Genomic DNA, 18,883 nt, shown 5'->3' on the forward strand with positions numbered 1-18,883 from the left:
CGTATTCACTTGATAAGGTTATAACTATTTAGTACATTAACGAAGTTATTCGTAAATATAATAAATAATTATAAGTATTTTCAGCAACCTAAGGACGCATTACTGCGTCCCTTATATATAATAATATCAAATTAATATTACTGGTTAATTTCTTCTAAGTAGTTTACTATATCCCCCACTGTCTTGATTTGTTCAATACTTTCATCATCGATTTCAATATTAAATTCGTCTTCCAAAGCCATTACCAATTCAAATAATGTTATTGAATCTGCATCCAAATCATCTGCAAAAGAAGTTTCCATTGTAATGTCAGCTTCCTCAATGCCAACCTTTTCAGCTACAATTTCTTTAATTCTTTCAAACATATCAAATCACCTCCTCATAATGCTTTCTTGAATTAATCCGTTTACATTGTTCTCACAGCATATTTTAGCTTGACGAATAGCATTTTTAAAGGCTTTTTCGTCAGAGCTGCCATGAGCTTTAACTACAATTTCTTTCACCCCAAGTATCGGAGCTCCACCATGTTCAGAATAATCAAATTTGCTCTTAAAATCCTTAAGTGCGGGTTTAATTAAAGCTGCTCCGATTTTCGACCTTGCTGAAGACAACAGTGCTGATTTTAGTCCCTTCATCAATTCCAATACAGAGCCCTCAAGCGTTTTTAATATCATATTTCCGACGAACCCGTCACAAACTATTATATCCGCTTTGCCCTGAAGTATTTCTCTTGCCTCTATATTTCCTATGAAATTTAGAGGAAGTGTTGTATTTTCCAATAGTCCGTATGTATCAACAGTCAGCTTGTCACCTTTTGCTTTTTCTGAACCGATGTTAGCAAGTGCAATTCTGGGAGAAGTGATATTTAGCACCTGCTTTAAGTAAATATCTCCCATCATAGCAAAATCATATAAGAATTCCGGCTTAGAATCTACGTTTGCTCCTGAATCAATCAATAGCGCAAACCCTCCGTACATATTCGGTATCAAGGCTCCAATTGCAGGTCTTTCTATGCCATTTATACGTCCTACCATAAGTGTAGCACCTGCTAACAAAGCGCCGGTGCTTCCTGCAGATACTATAGCATTCGCTTGCTTATCCTTAACCGTATTAAGTGCCTTTACCAACGATGAATCCTTTTTTCTTCTTAAAGCCATAACCGGCTTATCATCGTTTGTGATAACTTCTTCAGCATTAATAATTTCTATATTGTTAAAATCAGATGTATTTTTTTCTACTATATTTTTTATTTCATTTTCTTTTCCATATAATAAAATCTCCACATTATATTCATCTCTTGCAAGTATACTTCCTTTAACAATAAGCTCGGGAGCATTATCGCCGCCCATAGCATCTATGGCAATTTTCATTCTTACACCTTCTTTAAATAATTTCTGATAAAGCACAGGGCTTAATATGTACAGGTACACACAAAATTAGTATAACGTAGATATATTATCTTTGCAATAAAAAAATAGTGCGCTGCACTACTTTTTATAGCTAAACTATTAAAATAATTCCTGATTATTCTACGCTTATAACTTCTTTACCATCATAATATCCGCAAGCTGCACAAACTCTGTGAGGAAGCTTAGTTTCGTGACATTGTGGACACTCAATGATATTTGGAATTGTTAATCTTGATTTAGCTGATCTTCTTCTATCTCTTCTTGCTTTGGAAGTTTTTCTCTTAGGTACTGCCATTTTAACACCTCCTTAATCCTTTAACAGGTCTCTTAATTTATCAAATCGCGGATCTGTTAAATTGTCTTCACATTTACAATTATCATTATTTAAATTAACTCCGCAATTGGGGCATATGCCCTTGCAATCTTTACTGCACAATGACTTCATAGGCATTGACAAGTAAATTATTTGCTTAATGGTTTCCTGTAAATCAACACATCCGTCTGTAATTTTCAATTGAATTTCATCAGATTCACTATCTTCATCTAATTGTTTAACTATAAGAGCCTCAAATTTCGTTTCAATCTTATTGTCAAATTCATCCAAGCATCTTGCACATTTATCCTTAACAGTGTACATAACAGTGCCGTTTAGTATGACGCTTTCGTCCACTTTATAAAATTCACCTGCAAACACAATGCTTTTATCAAGATGTGTCTTTGATAAGAAATCCTCATCATCTATTACAAAATTCTCACTAACTCTGTAAGAAAGCTGATCAGATGATAAAAATTCTTTTAGCTTAATTAACATACTACCACCCTTTTTATTCGCAGAGTTAATTATATGAGAAAAAAAATATTTTGTCAAGCTATATTGTAATATTTTGCTTGTTATTATTGCTTGTTATTTTGCACTATCCTGTCATTGCTATGAATAAACGTAAATCTGCCGCTATGTCATTCTGAACGCAAGTGAAGAATCTCATCAAGCATCTATACCTAATTCTTTTTTCACTTCATTCAATGAATAGTGTTTTACTTTGCTATTCTTCTTTTCATTTTCATATTCTTTAACGACTTTCAAATCATATCTATACTCTAACCTTTTTAATATTATGACAACTACGTAGAATATTAAAGCCATAACCATACTAAGTACAATCTTAAATGCAATTACGCTCATTTCCGTAATACCATTGTGCAAATAATACGAAACTAAATCAAAAAATGATTTTATCATGCCGTAAATACTTTTAGGCGAAACAGGATTAAATCTATAAGGCATCCTTAAATTCAGATATCTTATAAGCAATACTGCGATGCATATTATTGATGTAAGCAGTGCAGATAAATACAGAAGTATGCCTCTGATTAAACCTAGATTCTCGCTCCTATTAATATATTCCCATACACCAACATCATATTTGTTATTTTTATATTCTGAAAAAATACTTCTTAATAGCTTCCTTAATCTTTTTATTATATTATATATAGCACATATGAAAAATGATATGAAGCACAGAATTATAAGCTTAAGCAGAAGCTTGGATAAATTATCATAATAAATGTGTGCATCAGACACTATGCCTTTTGATTTAAGTATAGACAACAAGGTATTTTCTTCTATCTTAATACCATCCTTGTCCTTCAGAACAGCATATATTCTCTGCCTTTTTATATTCTGATTTTCAAGTAAATTCAAATCACTGTAATATACATCATGGCTGTCATTTACAATAGCGGTTACAGTGTATCCTGCATTGTTAAACTCATGGTTTTGACCGATGGGATTGTATGCATAGTTTCTTTCTGCAAAATCGTCACCCATGAGAACTTCTCTTTCACTGAATCCAATATCTGTGTTTTCTTTTATTCTTCCTGCTAAAAGCAAATTCATATTGCCTTTGTATACCTTGGAACTTTCCCTGTTATACAAATCATATACTATAAGATAATCATATACCTTACCCTGCTCCAGCGCATCCTTAATTTTCTCCGCAGAAACAGGTTCATTTAAGCAAAACTCCGCCATTCCGCCGTAAGTGTTTGATTCCACATATATAAGCATCAAAGATGCTATTAAGACAATTATAAGAAGTGCCCATAACGTATTTTTCATTTGCGGCTCCCTGCCTATTTAATTATTCTGACTCTCATTTCATTTTCTAAAACAGCTGAAGCATAATTAGCTATTATACTGTTCCTGTCTATCCTTGTTGTATTTGTCTGAGATGCTTCAACAGCTACCGTATTGTCTCCAACAGCAAGAATCTTATATTCTCCCTGCTTTAAATAATTTATTTGTCCCAAAATTGATTCTTCTGATTCTATTGTGTATATATAGCAATAATTACCTGATTTCATTTCGCCTACAGGCACAACAGCTGTTTTCTGAACCACACATTCATAATTTTCTTCCGACTGAACCATAAATCTTACAACATCAGATATATACACCTTTTCTCTAAGCTCATCCCTTAAAGAAAAAATAAGCTCATTGTGGTCCGGAAAAGAACGAACCGATTGAATATTTAACGACTCCTTCTTTCTTTCATCATTTTTCCAGAAGTATACACTGTACCTTTTATTGAAAATATCGTCATAAACATCTCTGTCAAGATATGCCTCAATATATAAATCAGAATTAGAATTGCATATTGAATATCTGATTACAGTTTCACCTTCTTCAACGATCTTTTTATCAATTATATAATCTATGTACACCATGTCGGAAAGGAAGTAAACTCCCTCACTGTCCACGGTTATTTTGTTTTCTTCATTTACTTTCCCATGCAATTTACCCAGCAATATATTTATTTCACTATCAATGCGGTTTAAATTCATTGCATATATTTCCGTTTCGCTTTTGAGAGAGCTTACTTCTCTCTCATAAGATTTGCGGAGCTCTTCCGCAGAATCATTTTTGCTATCAAGGTCTTCTTTTGTAACGATTCCATTTTCATACAAATAGCTTGTACTTTCATACTCCTCTTTTGCTTTATTGTATGATTCCAATGCTCTTTGTACAGAAGCTTCCCTGTTATTCATTTGACTTTTCAGATTGAGTTTTTCTATTTCATATAATTTTATTTGATTTTGTAATTCAACAGCTTCAGTATCGGTATTAAGGGATTGCCTGCTCATGTCCAGTGTTATTATTTTCGAGCCGGGTTCAACTATCTGAGAGCTTTTTACGTTAATTTCTTCTATATACAGTTTTCTGTCAGCTTTTACTTCGATTGTTTCTCTTGAGATAACCCTGCCCGTAAAATAGTCCTTTTTAATAAGGGTACTGTTTTCCAACGGCTTAGTAGCAGTAACCTCCGGCATAATGTAGTTTCTGATTGCAAGAAACACAAATCCTATGATAATAACAATGCTGAGAAAAATAAAAAATATTTTTAAAATTCTATCAAACAAACCGGATACCATCTGTACTACCTTCCTTCGTCACTGATTTTTAATACCATTACCTTAAGCTTGTCTCTTATTTTCATAAACACATATATGACAGGGAACATAAACAACACGCTTCCTGCATAAAAAATTTCCCTGTAACTTGAATAAAGAGTATTTAAATAAATAGACACAGGCATTTTAGACATAGAGCTCAAAAATATGATTGGCTGCTCTATTAAATTCCAATTCTCAATAAATATCAAAAGACACAAGGCCGCTATTGCATTTTTGGAATACGGAAGCACTACATGAAGTAGTATCTCAAGATCTGATGCACCGTCTATTTTTGCAATTTCATAATAGCTCTGGGGCATTGATTCAAAAAACTGTTTGAGAAAAAATACTCCTAATGTACTGAATACACCCGGTAAAATAACCGCAAATTGTGTATTGAACAATCTTAATCCCAAGTACCTCTCTATGGAATTATATAAAAGCACATTGGGTATCAGTGTTATCTGCAACGGAAGCAGCATAAAAAATGTGTAAATCAAAAACAAAACTTCTGAATACCTGCTTTTTTTCACCGAGAAATAATATGCTGCACCTATGCTTACAATCATCTGCCCCAAAAGCACTCCCGCAGTCATTATTGCCGAATTTATATAAAGCTTGAAATATTCATTTTTTTCAACACTTATTTCATAATATTGCTGAATATTAAAAATCTCCGGTACTATTTCCACTTCGTTATTTTTCAGCTGATATCCATCCATGAAGGAATGGGATATGGTGTACAGTATGGGAAAAATGAATACTATTATTATAAATGCAGATAAAAGCTTAACCGTAAACTTTTTCATGATTACTCCTACAGGGACATTTTAATTTTGTGCTTTCGCCCTGATCTCAAGATAAAAAACAACAGTATAAATATGAATGCAAGCAATATGTCAGCTCCTGCCATAAGCGTATCGAGACTCAGTTCCTTGAGCTTTAAATGTAGAAAATTCTGTATCATAAACATTCTGTAGTCGGGATATTCTCCGAATATAGCATAGGTCATCCTGAAAATTTTAAGAGAATTATACGTACTTACTATAACGGCAAGCACAAGCGCCTCACTGTGCAGAGGCAGCATTATAGAAAAAATGGTTCTCAATGTGCCGGAGCCATCTAAATATGCAGCTTCTTCTATACTTTTATCCCTGTTCTTCAACGATATAAGGAAAATAATATACGTATATCCGATGCAGCTCCACAAAAATATAAAACCAACTATGAACAGCCCGTTTATGTTTTCAAGAGCAGAGCTTGCAGCAATTTCTCTGAAAAAACCCGATACGGAGGATGCCGGTACGGTAATCGGCAATATAACCGCCGCCTGTACCCAGAAGCTGAGCTTTAAATATTCTGTTAAAAAGGCTGTAACAAAGCCTATGATAACAGCCAGCGGAATGAATACGGACATAAATACGGCCGTGTTTTTGATAGATATAATAAAACCCATATTTGAAAAAATATCCGTAAATGAGCCGCCTGATGAAAAGAAAACATATTTTTGAGCTATTATAAAGGGAACTAAGTTAAGAAAAGCTACTCCAAAAATGCTGGGAAGTATGTATTTCATCATACTATATTTTTTCATAATATAATTTTTCTCCTTTTTCCCCGTCAAAATAATGAATGTCCTTTTTCAGGCAGTACAGCTTGTAGCTGTTGCCCTTGATTGTCTGAATGTCTTCAGGCACTTTAGAAATCAGCTTCAATCCGTTACAATCAAAATATATCAGCTTTTCAGATCCTATCAATTCCACTGCCTCAACGTAGCATTGATCGAGACTTAATGAAGACTCCTCTGGTTCAACCGATGATATCTTTAACTTTTCAGGTCTTACACCCATTATTATATTTTTATCGCTGTCTTTAATAAAGTTCATCTGAGGTGAACCTATAAAGCCTGCGGTAAAAATATTTACGGGATTTTTATAAATATTTTCGGGAGTATCCATCTGCTGTATTATACCGTCCTTCATGACAGCTATTCTTTCTCCCATGGTCATGGCTTCAGTCTGGTCGTGAGTAACGTATATGAAAGTCGTACCCAGCCGTTTATGCAAATTTATAAGCTCTATTCTCATCTGGGTTCTGAGCTTTGCATCAATATTTGACAACGGTTCATCAAATAAAAAAATATCGGGTTCACGGATTATTGCTCTGCCAAGTGCCGCTCTTTGCTTCTGCCCTCCCGACAAAGTAGCCGGCTTTTTGTACAATATATCTTCTATTTCCAATATACCGGCAATGTTTAAAATTTTCTCCTGTATTTCCTTCTTGCCGATTTTTCTGAGTTTAAGTGAAAATGCCATATTTTCGTAGACATTCATATGAGGATACAAGGCATAGTTCTGAAATACCATGGATATATTCCTGTCCTTAGGCAGCACATCATTAACCCTTCTGTCTCCAATTATTACATCCCCTGCAGAAGCTTCTTCAAGCCCTGCAATTATTCTGAGTATTGTAGTTTTTCCGCATCCTGATGGACCAACAAGAACAAGAAACTCCTTGTCCGTTATTTTAAGGCTGAAATCCTCCAATGCCTTAAATCCATTAGGATAAATCTTAGTTACATCCTTTAAAATTATCTCCGCCATTTCTCACCTGCTCAATTGCCCATGATATTTAAGTTAACAATGAAATCATCAGCCATTTTATCAAAATCCTCTAATGTTTTTTCATTTCTGATTATACCCGCTGCCATATTTGATACAAACTCTCTTAATTCACCGTAATAATGAACGCTGGAAAAAAAGTATGACATATCCATATTTCTCACTACTTTGTATCCCTTGGTCAACACTTCATACAGCTTTTCTTCCTCAGCTTTAGGATACATCTTAAGAGATACTTTATTACCATTCTCATCCGTAAGGTTTTTCACACCCACATAGTTCCAATCTTCATCAAATCCGATTAAATCTCTTGTTGAATCTAAATTTGTAACTACCCCTTCCATACCTCTCTCGTAGAGAAATAATTGAAATCCGTCACGGAACAATGTATCTGCTATGATATATGCATTGTCGTTCTTACTGATACTTGGCATAAACAAGCAAGGCATAATAACACGATTATATAGTGAAAAAAAATCACCGTTATTATCCAATAATACTATTGTATAATTCTCAATAGGTGGACGGCCTCTGAAATCATTGTAGTTTAAAGCCGAATAGTTGTACATCAGACCGGAAAACTCGTATCCGGATTTTTCTTCAATAATTCTATAGTCATAATCATCAGAATCATTGATAATATATTCATATTCATAATTACTTTTTATATCATCTATCAGTTCACTGATAGCAGTAAGTGCCGATGTCTTATCTATATATGTACCTTTTTGATCTCTTAAAATTTTTAAGTCGTTTTTTATGCTGTAATAATCCACAAGCTCCATGAATTCCTGTGAATTGAGCTTAAATTCAGCCCCATTTACCTTCATCCTTTGCTTTATATCATAATACTCATCAAGTGAAATCACATTTTTAGGCTCTATGTTGTATTTTATCAAAGCATCATTATTGACAAAGTTAACTCGCAGTACTGTACACAGAGGAACACAATATTGATTTTTATAATTATCAAATACATTTTTATAGCTTTCTATTCTGTCATAGTCCGCAGCTTTATTTCTCAAAGCATACAAGCTTCCGGGCAAGTCGAATGTCATGTCTAAATCCCCGTGTTCAATAGCAAGGTTTCTTTTAAGAACATAATCTTCGTAGCTGATATCAGAATATGAAAATTGCTTGACATCTACCTCTATATCATCTAAATTAGCCTGAAACAATATACTTTCTATAGCTTTTTCAACAATAATATTAAAAATAGTACCCTCTTCCTGTTTATACCACCATATTTTAACAGCATCGTTTTCCCCAGATGTTTGTTCAGAGCATGATGTCAGAACAGCTATAAGGGTGATACATAAAAACAGATATATTTTTTTCATCGAAATTTACCTTCCCATAATTTGCTATATGAAAATTATACCATATATTGCATTGCTTGTCTAATTTTATCGAAACGCGTTTTATTAATTATCATCGTTAAAAATCCTAATTCTTAAGTTGCTTTTCTTTAATAATTAATACTGAAGCTAATATAACCATTGGTAATGAGGAAATTAATCCGGTTATTGCAGGTCCGAACAACCTATTGGATGGATTTGCAGTGCTGAGAAATAAATATGGTATTTTCCCCATGGAATTTATTGTGGAATGTGCCAAAGCTGCAGGCCAAATTGTTGAAGAATTCTCCGTGATCCATGATAAAAAGATACCTGCTGCAATTGTAAAAATACACAGTGTAAGCACCCCCGACCACGGATATCCAAAATACTCCAGACCGTAATTATGCCCGACTATAGTAAGAGGTATGTGCCATAATCCCCAGATAACTCCAGCTAAAATATGAGTTTTAATTCTTGATACATGCTTAACCAAATTAGGAAATAGAAATCCTCTCCATCCCATTTCCTCACCAAGACAAAGGAACGTATTTATAAATGGATTTATTAAAATAGCAGATAATATTTTTATATTGGCGGCTGTTATAGGGGTATCTGAAGGCTGTCCAGTTTTATTAATTATTTCGTTTTGTAACCTCCCAAAAGTTAAATCAAAGTCATTCTTAAATATGCTATAATAAAGAAGAGCACCTAAAAGTGTAAAAATTACCGGAACTATCCATGCAATTAAATACCATTTAATATTTTTTTTGACATCTGGTTCCAAACTAACGATAGTAATTTCATCTTCTTTATTAAATATTTTCATAACCCATACGGTTATCGCCGGTATATACACCGAAGCAATCATCAATATTGAAGATAAGTAATCCGGAAATTCAAAATTGTTAATAATAACCCACATTAACCATGTTAACGAAAAAGAAAAAAACAAATAAATTCTTATATACTTCATAATAGCACCCCCTTTAAAATATACCACTAATTTTAGTATTGTAGTCTTTTTGCAGCAGCTTCAGTAACATGATTGCGAAGGCAAAAACGGTCTTTCGCTTGTTAAAGCTGATTGTTAACATCGAATCATCACTGTTTTATTAGTTATTTTAATCTATCAATTATTCCTATAGGATTAATTATTTTTTCCATTATATGATCATGTCCGTTTGAATTTATATTAATTGAATTACCTGTTTCCAATGCTATATTCCAAAATTCATCATACGTAATATCCGGTTTTACCTGACAAGCTAATGCATATACACCTGCAATATAAGGTATGGTCCAGCTCCATCCTCCGCTGGAATAAACTGCGTAATCATTTGCCCCGGTAGGTGCAGCCGTACACCTGAAATCCATCGGTGCAAAAAGGTAAGGAACACTTGTAGAATACCCTAAAATTCCTTCTGTATTGTATTCCCACCAACTACCGGGCTTGTATGATTCTAAATTATCGGCATCAGACATTGGATATTTTCCTAATCCATGAAATTTATATCCGAAGGTTTCTCTTAGGGATGATGAAACGACAAGTATTCCCTCTTCCTTTGCTTTGTTTACAGCTTCTGTTACTTCTTCGTATCCTTTCTGACTGCTATTCCACCCTATCGTTATGGAAATAACTCTTATTTTATTTGCATCAGGTAAGCTTTCATTAACCTCTAAAATACGATTAATATTTTTAGCAAGAAATGAAAAATCATATTCAAAATTATTATTATTAACTGTTCCAAAATCTCCGGCTATGTAATACAGATCTGCATCAGGAGCAACTCCGACTGTCTTTCCTACTGCAATTGAAGCAACAGCAGGTCCATGCATTTGTGCCTCATATTTTCCTGCATATTCATTTTCTTCATACAGCTTTATTCTGTCCTTATATTCCACATGATCTACCAGCAAGGTTTGATCAATAATTGCTATACCCACACCTTTTCCTGTTATACCCTGTTTGTGAAGCTCCCTTATATTAAATCCGGGATTCTTGTAAAGGTCCATTAATTCTGTGGGATTAAATTCCTCAGGAAGCTTTTCTGGCCATTTTGTTTTTGAATCGTAAGTTGAATACAATAAATCATCTAAACGACTCGTCAAATCTTCAGATGACAAATCAGTACTTCTTACATCAAAACCCAAATTCTCATCCTTTTCCTCAGGAAATTTATTAGAATTAAAAAATGTTGTATAATCAGGAGCCTCAGGGTACCTGACTATATTTATAACCTTAGTGTCCGTTGATTCGGCATTGCATGCCATAACAACACCAACGATTATAATAATTATTATACATACAAAAAAGTATTTTCTCTTATTAATCATAATTTTCCCTCTTCTTTTTGATTTTTTAAATATTATCCTTGATAAATTCAATTGTCAAAAATGTAATGTCATTCTTACGCATTTCCTTAATTAATAATCTTAAATCAAATCTAACAGAAAATTTTTATCATGTAAATATAGGGGTGTACATGTTTGGTATTTCTCGGTATATGTTTGGTGAGTAATAAAATAATAACATAACTTTACAGATGAATTCGTTATTTTTTTCGCATTTCTTATACCAAAACCATGATTAGTACAAATTAAACATCCCCATGTCCTTACCCATGTTCTTGTTTTAATTATATAAACAAAAAAACTCAAGGCAAATCTACCAGAAACAATATTTTCAACTATTACGGGGTTATTATTGTTTTGTTCTGGGATCCGGATTTTTTACCACCAGGTCAGCAAATGTGTCAGATATTTTAGATGTATCCTTTTATAATAACAACAGAGAACTGTTAAACTTGTTTTTAACATGATGGAATTTGGAGAGGACGGAATAAGCAAAATATACAATAGGCTAAAAATTTAACAGCTTATTACGATCAAATATTTTAAGCACGTATAAAAACCATATGCACGAAGTTAAGAATAAGTTTATCATACAGTACTTCAATTGTTTCAAATCCATTACCTAAGACATTATTAAACGCTTGATCCTTAATCCGTTAATCCATAAAGTTCTTCCGATTCCATTATCAAGGTGTTTCCATTCCAAATCAGCTTTTGTATAACACCAGACAACGGCGTATCTTTTACCCAATTCATAATATAGCTCTCATGTACTTCGAAATAAGATAACATATCAAATCCTTCAAAAATCACTTTTAATATATTTAGAGAGGAAACATCCCAAATATATAGTTCGTGTGTTCCATTTAAGGTTCCACCTGTATTAGCTGTCTGTATACCCATCTAAATTTACGTCCATAAAATCTATTCCTTCAGGAATTGGACCCAAAAGAATTGATTGCAACTTATTTGATTCTACATCAAAAAGTTGTAACGTATAATTGTAATTGTAATCATGCATTATGACCAGAGTATATGTTGAGCCATCCTTCTCATGATTGATTATGTATGTATTGTCAATATTTTCTGATTCTGCATCCAAATCATTTGGCTTTACGATGTTTTGTTTATTTGAAATACCTGTCTCGATAGATTTTTCTTCCAAATCATTTGAGCTTGTGTCAATTTCTACATTCTGGGAAGTATCTTCAGCAATTTCATTATTAATTCCTTGAAATCGTAATAAATTGGAACAGGAAGTCTGCGTTAGTAAAACTAAAACTAGCCCTATCTCGATTAGCAATTTTTTCATGCAACTCACCTTTCTCAATGATTATTTTTCTGCCATTACGCCATATAATAATTCAGCGGTATTTGTCCTATTAGGCACCTTTGTAGTATAATTTATTTCCCAACAGATTGTATGTCTTTGTTATTCTGTTCAACAGGTCTACCTCAAATGTGGTTTTTCCTGTCCAATCATTCATTTCTATGAGGGCTCCGGCTGCATCGTAGCTTGCCTATTTTCCTCCATTATAGTTGATATGACTTACCATATCAAGTCCGTTGTAGGTATCTTGTATCTATATTATTGGAAATCATTTTAAAATCTGCCAGAATATTTCGCCTTTAAAAAAAAGACAGAGATGTCACATTATGCAACATCTCCATCTGCATGTCATTACTATTTCATATTACCTTTTTCAGGACGAATGGAATGTTGATGTCCCTTATTTATGTCAGCAACCCCGTCCTCTTGACATGTTCTTTTTTAATTATTATGATTGTTAATTTTATCTTGCAGCTTCTTTATTTCTTCTTTCGGGAGTTTTGTTATCTCACTGATTAACTCTATGTCCAAGCCCTTTTTTAACATTTCAGCAGCCGTTTCAAGAATTCCCTCGGCTTTGCCTTCTTTTATACCTTCTCTTATTCCTTCTTTTTTGCCTTCCCTTATTCCCTCAGCTCTGCCTTCTGCCTTACCTCTTGTATAAATATATTCTGTCATTTCGGACACCTCCTTTGATAGTTTCAAGTCCGCATATGTTTCCGAGAAATAATTAACCGTGTACACTATCTCCTGCTTACCTTTGTCGGTAACCGGATACACTACCTTCAGTTTTAATTCATCGGGAATACCTCTTCCCTCTTCCAAATAAAGCACCGCCTGCTTCGGAAAATATATGGTCGGTATATCTTCTGTTCCTGTATCTTTTACAGCCTCTCTATACCCATAATCAAACATCCTAAGCACCATAAATCTTTCTCCGTTAAGTTGAAATTCAAAATGAAATTTTTGTTTTCCTCCGATTTTTAACAATAGATCGGCTTTTCTCAATTCCATATTCAGGTCAGCACTTTCTGTTGCCATAAATTCCACATCGTATTTCTGATTTACATCAAAGCTTTCGTTGAAAAAGTAGTTGACTATATTGATTACCAATGGCTTTGACACATCGAACAACAGTTTTAATGTTTCATCAAGCCTAATTCTTTCAGTCTTGTTCTTTTCATTATCCATTTTCATCTCCGGATTTAATATGATTTCATCAGGTCAATTATCTATACATATTTTACCATAAGCAGCTATAGGATTCAAGGATTATTTCGAACGTTTATTCGATTGCTTTACTTGTACTGTAAGTACAAAAAAGATTCCAGAAGAACTAAGGCCTCGGGGACGGTCAGGGTTGCAGCCGATTCTATGATATTTGTGGATGCTGTGGAAAGCAACAAAAAACGGCCTTTCGACCGTTTATATATTTTTATTTTCCTGCAAGCATCTTTGTATCTCTTGCTATCATTACTTCTTCGTTTGTTGGTATAACAAATACCTTTACTTTTGAGCCTGCTTTTGATATTTCTACTTCCTGACCTCTTATATCATTTCTGCAATCATCGATTTCAATTCCAAGGAATTCTAAGCCTTTACAAATGTTACATCTGTTAGAAGCAGAATTTTCTCCTAAGCCGGCAGTAAATACTACTACATCCAACCCACCCATAGCTGCCGCATAGGAACCGATATATTTTCTTACTGTGTAGTCGAATTTTTCTAAAGCAAGCTGAGCTCTTTCATTGCCTTCTTTCGCTGCTGCTTCAATATCTCTGAAGTCACTGCTTACTCCTGAAATTCCTAATACACCTGATTTTTTATTCATTAAATTATCAACTTGTTCCGCTGTCATTTTCTTATTATTAATTAAGTAAGTAACAATTGCAGGGTCTATATCACCGCATCTTGTTCCCATTACAAGTCCTTCAAGAGGAGTCATACCCATGGTTGTATCAAAGGATTTTCCGTCTTTTATAGCTGTCAGACTTGCACCGTTGCCTAAATGGCAGGTTACTATTTTCATGCCTTCAAGGCTCTTACCAGTTAAAGCAGCAACTCTCTCAGAAACATATTTATGTGATGTTCCGTGGAAGCCATATCTTCTGATTCCCATATCTTCATATAATTCATAGGGCAGCGGATAAATATATGATTCTGCAGGCATTGTCTGATGGAATGCAGTATCGAATACCCCTACCATTGGTACATCCGGCAATAATTCCTGACAAGCTTCTATACCGATGATGTTTGGCGGGTTGTGCAATGGTGCAAGTTCAATACATTCTTTCATTGCATTTACAACTTCGTCTGTAATTACTACCGAACCTGCAAATTTTTCACCTCCATGAACTACTCTGTGTCCAACTGCATCCACTTCACCTAAATCTTTTACCGCACCGTGATTTTCGTCAACCAATGCTTTTAATACAAGATTAATAGCATCCTTATGATTTTTCATTACTTCTTCAATAACTACTTTGTTCTGACCTGTTTTTTCGTGTTTTAAAACACTTCCTTCGATTCCTATTCTTTCAACAAGACCTTTAGCCAAAACACTTTCATCATTCATGTTGATTAACTGATATTTTAATGATGAGCTTCCGCAGTTAATTACTAATACATTCATGTTTTTCCTCCAAGTTTTTAATTTATATAAAATCCTTTAGATTTTAAAGCTGTAAAGATGAGATTCCTCGCTTACGCTCGGAATGACATGTTCCTGATGAGATCCTTCGCTGCGCTCAGGATGACAAATGCTCAGGATGACAAATGCTCAGGATGACGCATTCTTGATTATTTTTTCTATTTTGCCTTTATTTTTGTCTAATATGACAATATCGCAATTATCAATCTTATGATCCCACAAATTATTGTCGTCTGCAATATCCAAGTACAATAGTATTGATTGTATAACTCCAAAATGTGTAACTATCAATGAGTTATCCGGCACATTATCCACGAAGGAAGAAATTCTGTTTACAATATCGTCGTATGACTCACCTTCTGGGAATTTGTATCTATGCTTATTGGATATCCAATTTTCCGATTCTTCTCTGTGGCTTTCTCGTATTTCATCCCAAGTCATATTTTCAAAGAGCCCGAAATTAACTTCAATTAAGTTGTTCTCTATTATAATTTCATTTATATCTATATTATTTACATCACAAATTATTTCGGCAGTCTCCCTTGCTCTTTTTAAAGGGCTTGAATAGACATAATCAATTTTATACGGCTTTAAGTTATCGCCTGCTGTTGCCGCTTGTTTTCTGCCTCTATCTGACAGATCCACATCTGTTATGCCGCTGAATCTGTTTTGTATGTTTGCTTCTGATTCTCCGTGTCGAACTAAGTATATCATAATTATCCCTTTAGAAAAAGTATTATCATCATAAAAATTATTTGGCTTATTTCCAGAACAAAGCCGCAGGTATCACCTGTCATGCCGCCTATTTTATCCTCTATTTTGCAGGATATGAAGTAGGATATCATCAATGTTGCAATTACAGAAATTAAAAATATAAGCCTGTATGGTAATATCAAAATAAAAAATAATGCTATAAATAAATTTATTATTAAGGCATTATTATTAATTGATTCAATAAATAATGTTCCCATGCCCTTTGAATTCTTGGCATATTTTTTACCCCAAGATGCAATGATGACACTTAGCCGTCCTGCAACAGGCATCATAAATACAGTAAATATATCAGTGTAAGAAAATAAAATGATTTGAGAAATAACTACTAAAATCAGGCTTAGTACACCAAATGAGCCGATATGAGAATCACTCATAATTTCAAATATGCGTTCCCCTGTTCTTCCTGAAAATATACCGTCCGATGTATCTGCAGTTCCGTCAAGGTGTATGCCGCCGGTTATAATGATATAAGCTATAGTAAGTATAAGACCTTTGAAAAGTGTAATATATACATTGTTAAAAATTAGATATACTGCTGCTAAAAAGAGCCCTATAACCGCACCCATAAGGGAATATAAGGATAATCCCTTTACGTAGCTTTCTTCATCATATTCAATTTTATTACCAATTGGAATTCTTGTAAAAAAAGAAATAAGAATTAGAAATCCTCTTGCCATTTTATCATTTCCCCTTTGTGCTTAAGCTTTATAGGTATACCTGATAAAACAAAATACATAAAATCTGATGCGACCGTAATTTTCTGGTTTATTCTTCCGCTTATGTCTCTGAAATAATTACCCATATAGTAAGGTGGAACCACGCCCAAGCCTGTCTCATTTGAAACCATAATTAATTTTTTATCGTTAGCTTTACAAACGTTTATTAAGGAAAAAATTTCTTCGGTTATTTTTATTTCTAAATTATTTACTTCCTCCGGCGAACAGGTATCAAAATTGATTTTGCTGTCAAACATATAGTTTCCTATCAATGTTGTCATGCAATCGATCAATACAACCTCGTTGTCCATGAATTCTTTGTATTCGGCTAATCTTTCAAAATCTGAATACATCTCGACAGTACTCCATGACACCGGACGCTGCTCTCTGTGCTTTTTTACCCTTTCAGCCATTGACTCATCTGTAACAACTGCAGTTGCAATATATACGACCTTTTCGCCGTATTCCCTTGCCTTTAATTCCGCATATGTACTTTTTCCGCTTCTTGCTCCGCCTATTATAAAAGTTAAACTCATTTTATCACCACTTGCTAAATATTTACCATAACCTTGTATATTATATCATTGTTATGTAAAAAATCAAACAAAAATAATAGAAAAACATTTCTTAAATGTAATTATTTTTCCTCTCTTTTTCTTATTTCATTTCTCTTTGCGATAAAGTTTTTATTTTATTATACTGCTTTTATCGCCTTTTAGCTTGTTTCATGTGCCTTTTGTACGATTTTTTTTATCTTCCAATCGGTGTTTAAAACAATAAATTTAATTGCATATGCAGCAAAACAAATATATAATTGATTATATGCCGTGCAGTGTAAGTAATCGTCCGTCTTTTAATCATTTCAGTAAGGAAAGGGTGAGTTTATTTGAAAATAGGTGAAGTATCAAAATTATTCAATATTTCCGCGGATACTCTGAGGTATTATATAGATCTGGGAATTATCGTTCCCCACAGAAAAGGGCATTTATTTGAATTTGACGAATCTACCCTGAATGATATTAAATGGATTTTGAAATTGAAAGCTATGAATTTTTCCTTAAATGAAATCTACGACATCATTTCCCTGAGACGAGTTTCCAATTGGGTGGAACCGGAGGACATTGAAGATTATATATTTAAATTAAAGGAAAAAAAGGGATTTATAGGCGCAAAGCTTTTGCAGCTTAAAGAGTCAATTAAAAAGATAGATGAAGAAATAAACACTTTTTCTTACGTGGTAAATTATAAAATAAACAAGACCGGAGTTCCTTTAAAATCCTTGGAATACTTGTGTTGTCCCCTGTGCGGAAACCAGTTGTCCGTTGAAAACGCAAAAATCAGCCGCAAATATATCTATGACGGAACCTTGATATGCGAATGCGGCTATGAAATTGAAATCATCGACGGTATTGTAATAACTAAAAATAAGAATACAAGCCTTTATGACAAGCCGGATCTGACCAGAGAGTTGTATAAGGATATACCGCCGGATCTGGTGACATTGTTCCAAAAATCCTATAACTGGATGCTGAAAAAAATCAACATAAACGATCCGAAAAATAAAGTCATACTGGAAACCCATGTAAATGCTTACTTTTTCTTATACACTCACCTGAAAAAAATTAACGGAGAGGGCTTGTTAATAATTGTAGACAAATTTCCGGAAACGCTATACATGTATAAGGAAAGAATAGAGTTTTTAGGGTTGGAGCCGGATATTTTATACATAGCCGATTCAAGCTGCAATTATCCTTTAAAAAATAGGTCCGTCGACCTTTTGATCGATTTTTTCGGGACCAACGAGCACTGTATCTATAAACATACATTTTTGATAAATAATATCCAAAAATATTTAAAGGAAAAATCGGAAATTATCGGTACATATTTTTACTTTGAACCATTTTCCAAGTCCATAAAACAGCTCACAAAGGAATATCCTGAAAACTACGAAAATAATTTTAATTTAGCAGAATTTAAAAAATCCCTCCATAATGAGAAATTTAATATAGATGATTGTGAGGAAATAGGCTTTACAAACGATTCAGGAGATAACCTTGCTTTCAGTTTTCATATGAAGAATGAAAAAATGTCCCTTTACGCCTTTGATGCCAAAAGATAACGAATATAAAAAACAATTACATGGAGTATACTCCATGTAATTGTCAGGTTATTGACAAACCCGCTAAAAATTAGCGGGTTTTCATAATAATTAAGGAAAGACACATGAAAAATCAATCT

General features: G+C 33.7%; 20 protein-coding genes. 1 reads left to right on the forward strand and 19 read right to left on the reverse strand.

What is annotated here, in order from left to right; translation table 11 throughout:
- Positions 1-137 precede the first annotated feature (137 nt).
- From acpP to cobU, 19 genes are all read right to left on the reverse strand, one after another.
- Positions 138-365: an acyl carrier protein gene (acpP, locus tag HZF24_RS15545; RefSeq protein ID WP_179239270.1), complete on the reverse strand. Its 228-nt coding sequence runs from the start codon at positions 363-365 to the stop codon at positions 138-140.
- A 6-nt stretch (positions 366-371) separates the two neighbouring features.
- Positions 372-1,370, reverse strand: coding sequence for a phosphate acyltransferase PlsX (plsX, locus tag HZF24_RS15550; RefSeq protein ID WP_179239271.1), 999 nt, complete (start codon positions 1,368-1,370; stop codon positions 372-374).
- Positions 1,371-1,524: 154 nt separating this feature from the next.
- The gene (gene rpmF, locus HZF24_RS15555) at positions 1,525-1,704 is read right to left on the reverse strand and encodes a 50S ribosomal protein L32 (RefSeq protein WP_179239273.1); all 180 of its coding nucleotides are present in this window, start codon (positions 1,702-1,704) and stop codon (positions 1,525-1,527) included.
- A gap of 12 nt (positions 1,705-1,716) precedes the next feature.
- The gene (locus HZF24_RS15560; RefSeq protein WP_179239275.1) at positions 1,717-2,220 is read right to left on the reverse strand and encodes a YceD family protein; all 504 of its coding nucleotides are present in this window, start codon (positions 2,218-2,220) and stop codon (positions 1,717-1,719) included.
- Positions 2,221-2,394: 174 nt separating this feature from the next.
- Positions 2,395-3,528: a DUF6290 family protein gene (locus tag HZF24_RS15565; protein ID WP_179239276.1), complete on the reverse strand. Its 1,134-nt coding sequence runs from the start codon at positions 3,526-3,528 to the stop codon at positions 2,395-2,397.
- A gap of 14 nt (positions 3,529-3,542) precedes the next feature.
- Positions 3,543-4,829, reverse strand: coding sequence for an HlyD family secretion protein (locus tag HZF24_RS15570; protein ID WP_179239277.1), 1,287 nt, complete (start codon positions 4,827-4,829; stop codon positions 3,543-3,545).
- A gap of 17 nt (positions 4,830-4,846) precedes the next feature.
- A complete protein-coding gene (locus HZF24_RS15575) occupies positions 4,847-5,671 on the reverse strand; it encodes a carbohydrate ABC transporter permease (RefSeq protein WP_179239278.1) in 825 nt (274 codons plus the stop codon).
- Between the two features lie 8 nt (positions 5,672-5,679).
- Positions 5,680-6,456, reverse strand: coding sequence for a carbohydrate ABC transporter permease (locus HZF24_RS15580; protein WP_179239279.1), 777 nt, complete (start codon positions 6,454-6,456; stop codon positions 5,680-5,682).
- Positions 6,443-7,465 carry an ABC transporter ATP-binding protein gene (locus HZF24_RS15585; protein WP_179239280.1) on the reverse strand — a complete coding sequence of 341 codons (1,023 nt, stop codon included), beginning with the start codon at positions 7,463-7,465 and terminating at the stop codon, positions 6,443-6,445. The genes HZF24_RS15580 and HZF24_RS15585 overlap by 14 nt, the downstream gene beginning before the upstream one ends.
- A gap of 11 nt (positions 7,466-7,476) precedes the next feature.
- Positions 7,477-8,823, reverse strand: coding sequence for a hypothetical protein (locus tag HZF24_RS15590; RefSeq protein WP_179239281.1), 1,347 nt, complete (start codon positions 8,821-8,823; stop codon positions 7,477-7,479).
- A 106-nt stretch (positions 8,824-8,929) separates the two neighbouring features.
- Entirely contained in the window at positions 8,930-9,796 is an 867-nt protein-coding gene (locus HZF24_RS15595; RefSeq protein ID WP_179239282.1) for a CPBP family intramembrane glutamic endopeptidase, read from the reverse strand.
- Positions 9,797-9,939: 143 nt separating this feature from the next.
- The gene (locus HZF24_RS15600) at positions 9,940-11,157 is read right to left on the reverse strand and encodes a S8 family serine peptidase (RefSeq protein ID WP_179239283.1); all 1,218 of its coding nucleotides are present in this window, start codon (positions 11,155-11,157) and stop codon (positions 9,940-9,942) included.
- Between the two features lie 666 nt (positions 11,158-11,823).
- Positions 11,824-12,078: a hypothetical protein gene (locus HZF24_RS15605; protein ID WP_179239284.1), complete on the reverse strand. Its 255-nt coding sequence runs from the start codon at positions 12,076-12,078 to the stop codon at positions 11,824-11,826.
- Entirely contained in the window at positions 12,059-12,487 is a 429-nt protein-coding gene (locus tag HZF24_RS15610; RefSeq protein ID WP_179239285.1) for a hypothetical protein, read from the reverse strand. Before HZF24_RS15610 ends, HZF24_RS15605 begins: the two co-directional genes overlap by 20 nt.
- 459 nt (positions 12,488-12,946) lie before the next feature.
- Positions 12,947-13,696: an Rpn family recombination-promoting nuclease/putative transposase gene (locus HZF24_RS15615; protein WP_179239286.1), complete on the reverse strand. Its 750-nt coding sequence runs from the start codon at positions 13,694-13,696 to the stop codon at positions 12,947-12,949.
- Positions 13,697-13,940: 244 nt separating this feature from the next.
- Positions 13,941-15,137 (reverse strand): acetate/propionate family kinase, encoded by a 1,197-nt coding sequence (locus HZF24_RS15620; RefSeq protein WP_179239287.1) that lies wholly within the window; start codon positions 15,135-15,137, stop codon positions 13,941-13,943.
- A gap of 147 nt (positions 15,138-15,284) precedes the next feature.
- Positions 15,285-15,869: a histidine phosphatase family protein gene (locus tag HZF24_RS15625; RefSeq protein ID WP_179239288.1), complete on the reverse strand. Its 585-nt coding sequence runs from the start codon at positions 15,867-15,869 to the stop codon at positions 15,285-15,287.
- Between the two features lie 2 nt (positions 15,870-15,871).
- Positions 15,872-16,606 carry an adenosylcobinamide-GDP ribazoletransferase gene (gene cobS / locus HZF24_RS15630; protein ID WP_179239290.1) on the reverse strand — a complete coding sequence of 245 codons (735 nt, stop codon included), beginning with the start codon at positions 16,604-16,606 and terminating at the stop codon, positions 15,872-15,874.
- A complete protein-coding gene (gene cobU / locus HZF24_RS15635; RefSeq protein ID WP_179239291.1) occupies positions 16,588-17,181 on the reverse strand; it encodes a bifunctional adenosylcobinamide kinase/adenosylcobinamide-phosphate guanylyltransferase in 594 nt (197 codons plus the stop codon). The genes cobS and cobU overlap by 19 nt, the downstream gene beginning before the upstream one ends.
- A 350-nt stretch (positions 17,182-17,531) precedes the next feature.
- On the opposite strand from cobU, the gene HZF24_RS15640 reads away from it, so the two are divergent.
- A complete protein-coding gene (locus HZF24_RS15640) occupies positions 17,532-18,764 on the forward strand; it encodes a MerR family transcriptional regulator (RefSeq protein ID WP_179239293.1) in 1,233 nt (410 codons plus the stop codon).
- The last annotated feature ends 119 nt before the right edge of the window (positions 18,765-18,883 follow it).

The organism is Sedimentibacter hydroxybenzoicus DSM 7310 (assembly GCF_013403245.1).
In the GTDB taxonomy this organism is placed as follows: Bacteria; Bacillota; Clostridia; order Tissierellales; family Sedimentibacteraceae; genus Sedimentibacter; species Sedimentibacter hydroxybenzoicus.

Excerpts from the sequence above, each read along its gene's own strand:
- acpP (WP_179239270.1), bottom strand. The coding sequence starts at position 365 with ATGTTTGAAAGAATTAAAGAAATTGTAGCTGAAAAGGTTGGCATTGAG.
- plsX (WP_179239271.1), bottom strand. The coding sequence starts at position 1,370 with ATGAAAATTGCCATAGATGCTATGGGCGGCGATAATGCTCCCGAGCTT.
- rpmF (WP_179239273.1), bottom strand. The coding sequence starts at position 1,704 with ATGGCAGTACCTAAGAGAAAAACTTCCAAAGCAAGAAGAGATAGAAGA.
- HZF24_RS15560 (WP_179239275.1), bottom strand. The coding sequence starts at position 2,220 with ATGTTAATTAAGCTAAAAGAATTTTTATCATCTGATCAGCTTTCTTAC.
- HZF24_RS15565 (WP_179239276.1), bottom strand. The coding sequence starts at position 3,528 with ATGAAAAATACGTTATGGGCACTTCTTATAATTGTCTTAATAGCATCT.
- HZF24_RS15575 (WP_179239278.1), bottom strand. The coding sequence starts at position 5,671 with ATGAAAAAGTTTACGGTTAAGCTTTTATCTGCATTTATAATAATAGTA.
- HZF24_RS15580 (WP_179239279.1), bottom strand. The coding sequence starts at position 6,456 with ATGAAAAAATATAGTATGATGAAATACATACTTCCCAGCATTTTTGGA.
- HZF24_RS15585 (WP_179239280.1), bottom strand. The coding sequence starts at position 7,465 with ATGGCGGAGATAATTTTAAAGGATGTAACTAAGATTTATCCTAATGGA.
- HZF24_RS15590 (WP_179239281.1), bottom strand. The coding sequence starts at position 8,823 with ATGAAAAAAATATATCTGTTTTTATGTATCACCCTTATAGCTGTTCTG.
- HZF24_RS15595 (WP_179239282.1), bottom strand. The coding sequence starts at position 9,796 with ATGAAGTATATAAGAATTTATTTGTTTTTTTCTTTTTCGTTAACATGG.
- HZF24_RS15600 (WP_179239283.1), bottom strand. The coding sequence starts at position 11,157 with ATGATTAATAAGAGAAAATACTTTTTTGTATGTATAATAATTATTATA.
- HZF24_RS15605 (WP_179239284.1), bottom strand. The coding sequence starts at position 12,078 with ATGGGTATACAGACAGCTAATACAGGTGGAACCTTAAATGGAACACAC.
- HZF24_RS15610 (WP_179239285.1), bottom strand. The coding sequence starts at position 12,487 with ATGAAAAAATTGCTAATCGAGATAGGGCTAGTTTTAGTTTTACTAACG.
- HZF24_RS15615 (WP_179239286.1), bottom strand. The coding sequence starts at position 13,696 with ATGGATAATGAAAAGAACAAGACTGAAAGAATTAGGCTTGATGAAACA.
- HZF24_RS15620 (WP_179239287.1), bottom strand. The coding sequence starts at position 15,137 with ATGAATGTATTAGTAATTAACTGCGGAAGCTCATCATTAAAATATCAG.
- HZF24_RS15625 (WP_179239288.1), bottom strand. The coding sequence starts at position 15,869 with ATGATATACTTAGTTCGACACGGAGAATCAGAAGCAAACATACAAAAC.
- cobS (WP_179239290.1), bottom strand. The coding sequence starts at position 16,606 with ATGGCAAGAGGATTTCTAATTCTTATTTCTTTTTTTACAAGAATTCCA.
- cobU (WP_179239291.1), bottom strand. The coding sequence starts at position 17,181 with ATGAGTTTAACTTTTATAATAGGCGGAGCAAGAAGCGGAAAAAGTACA.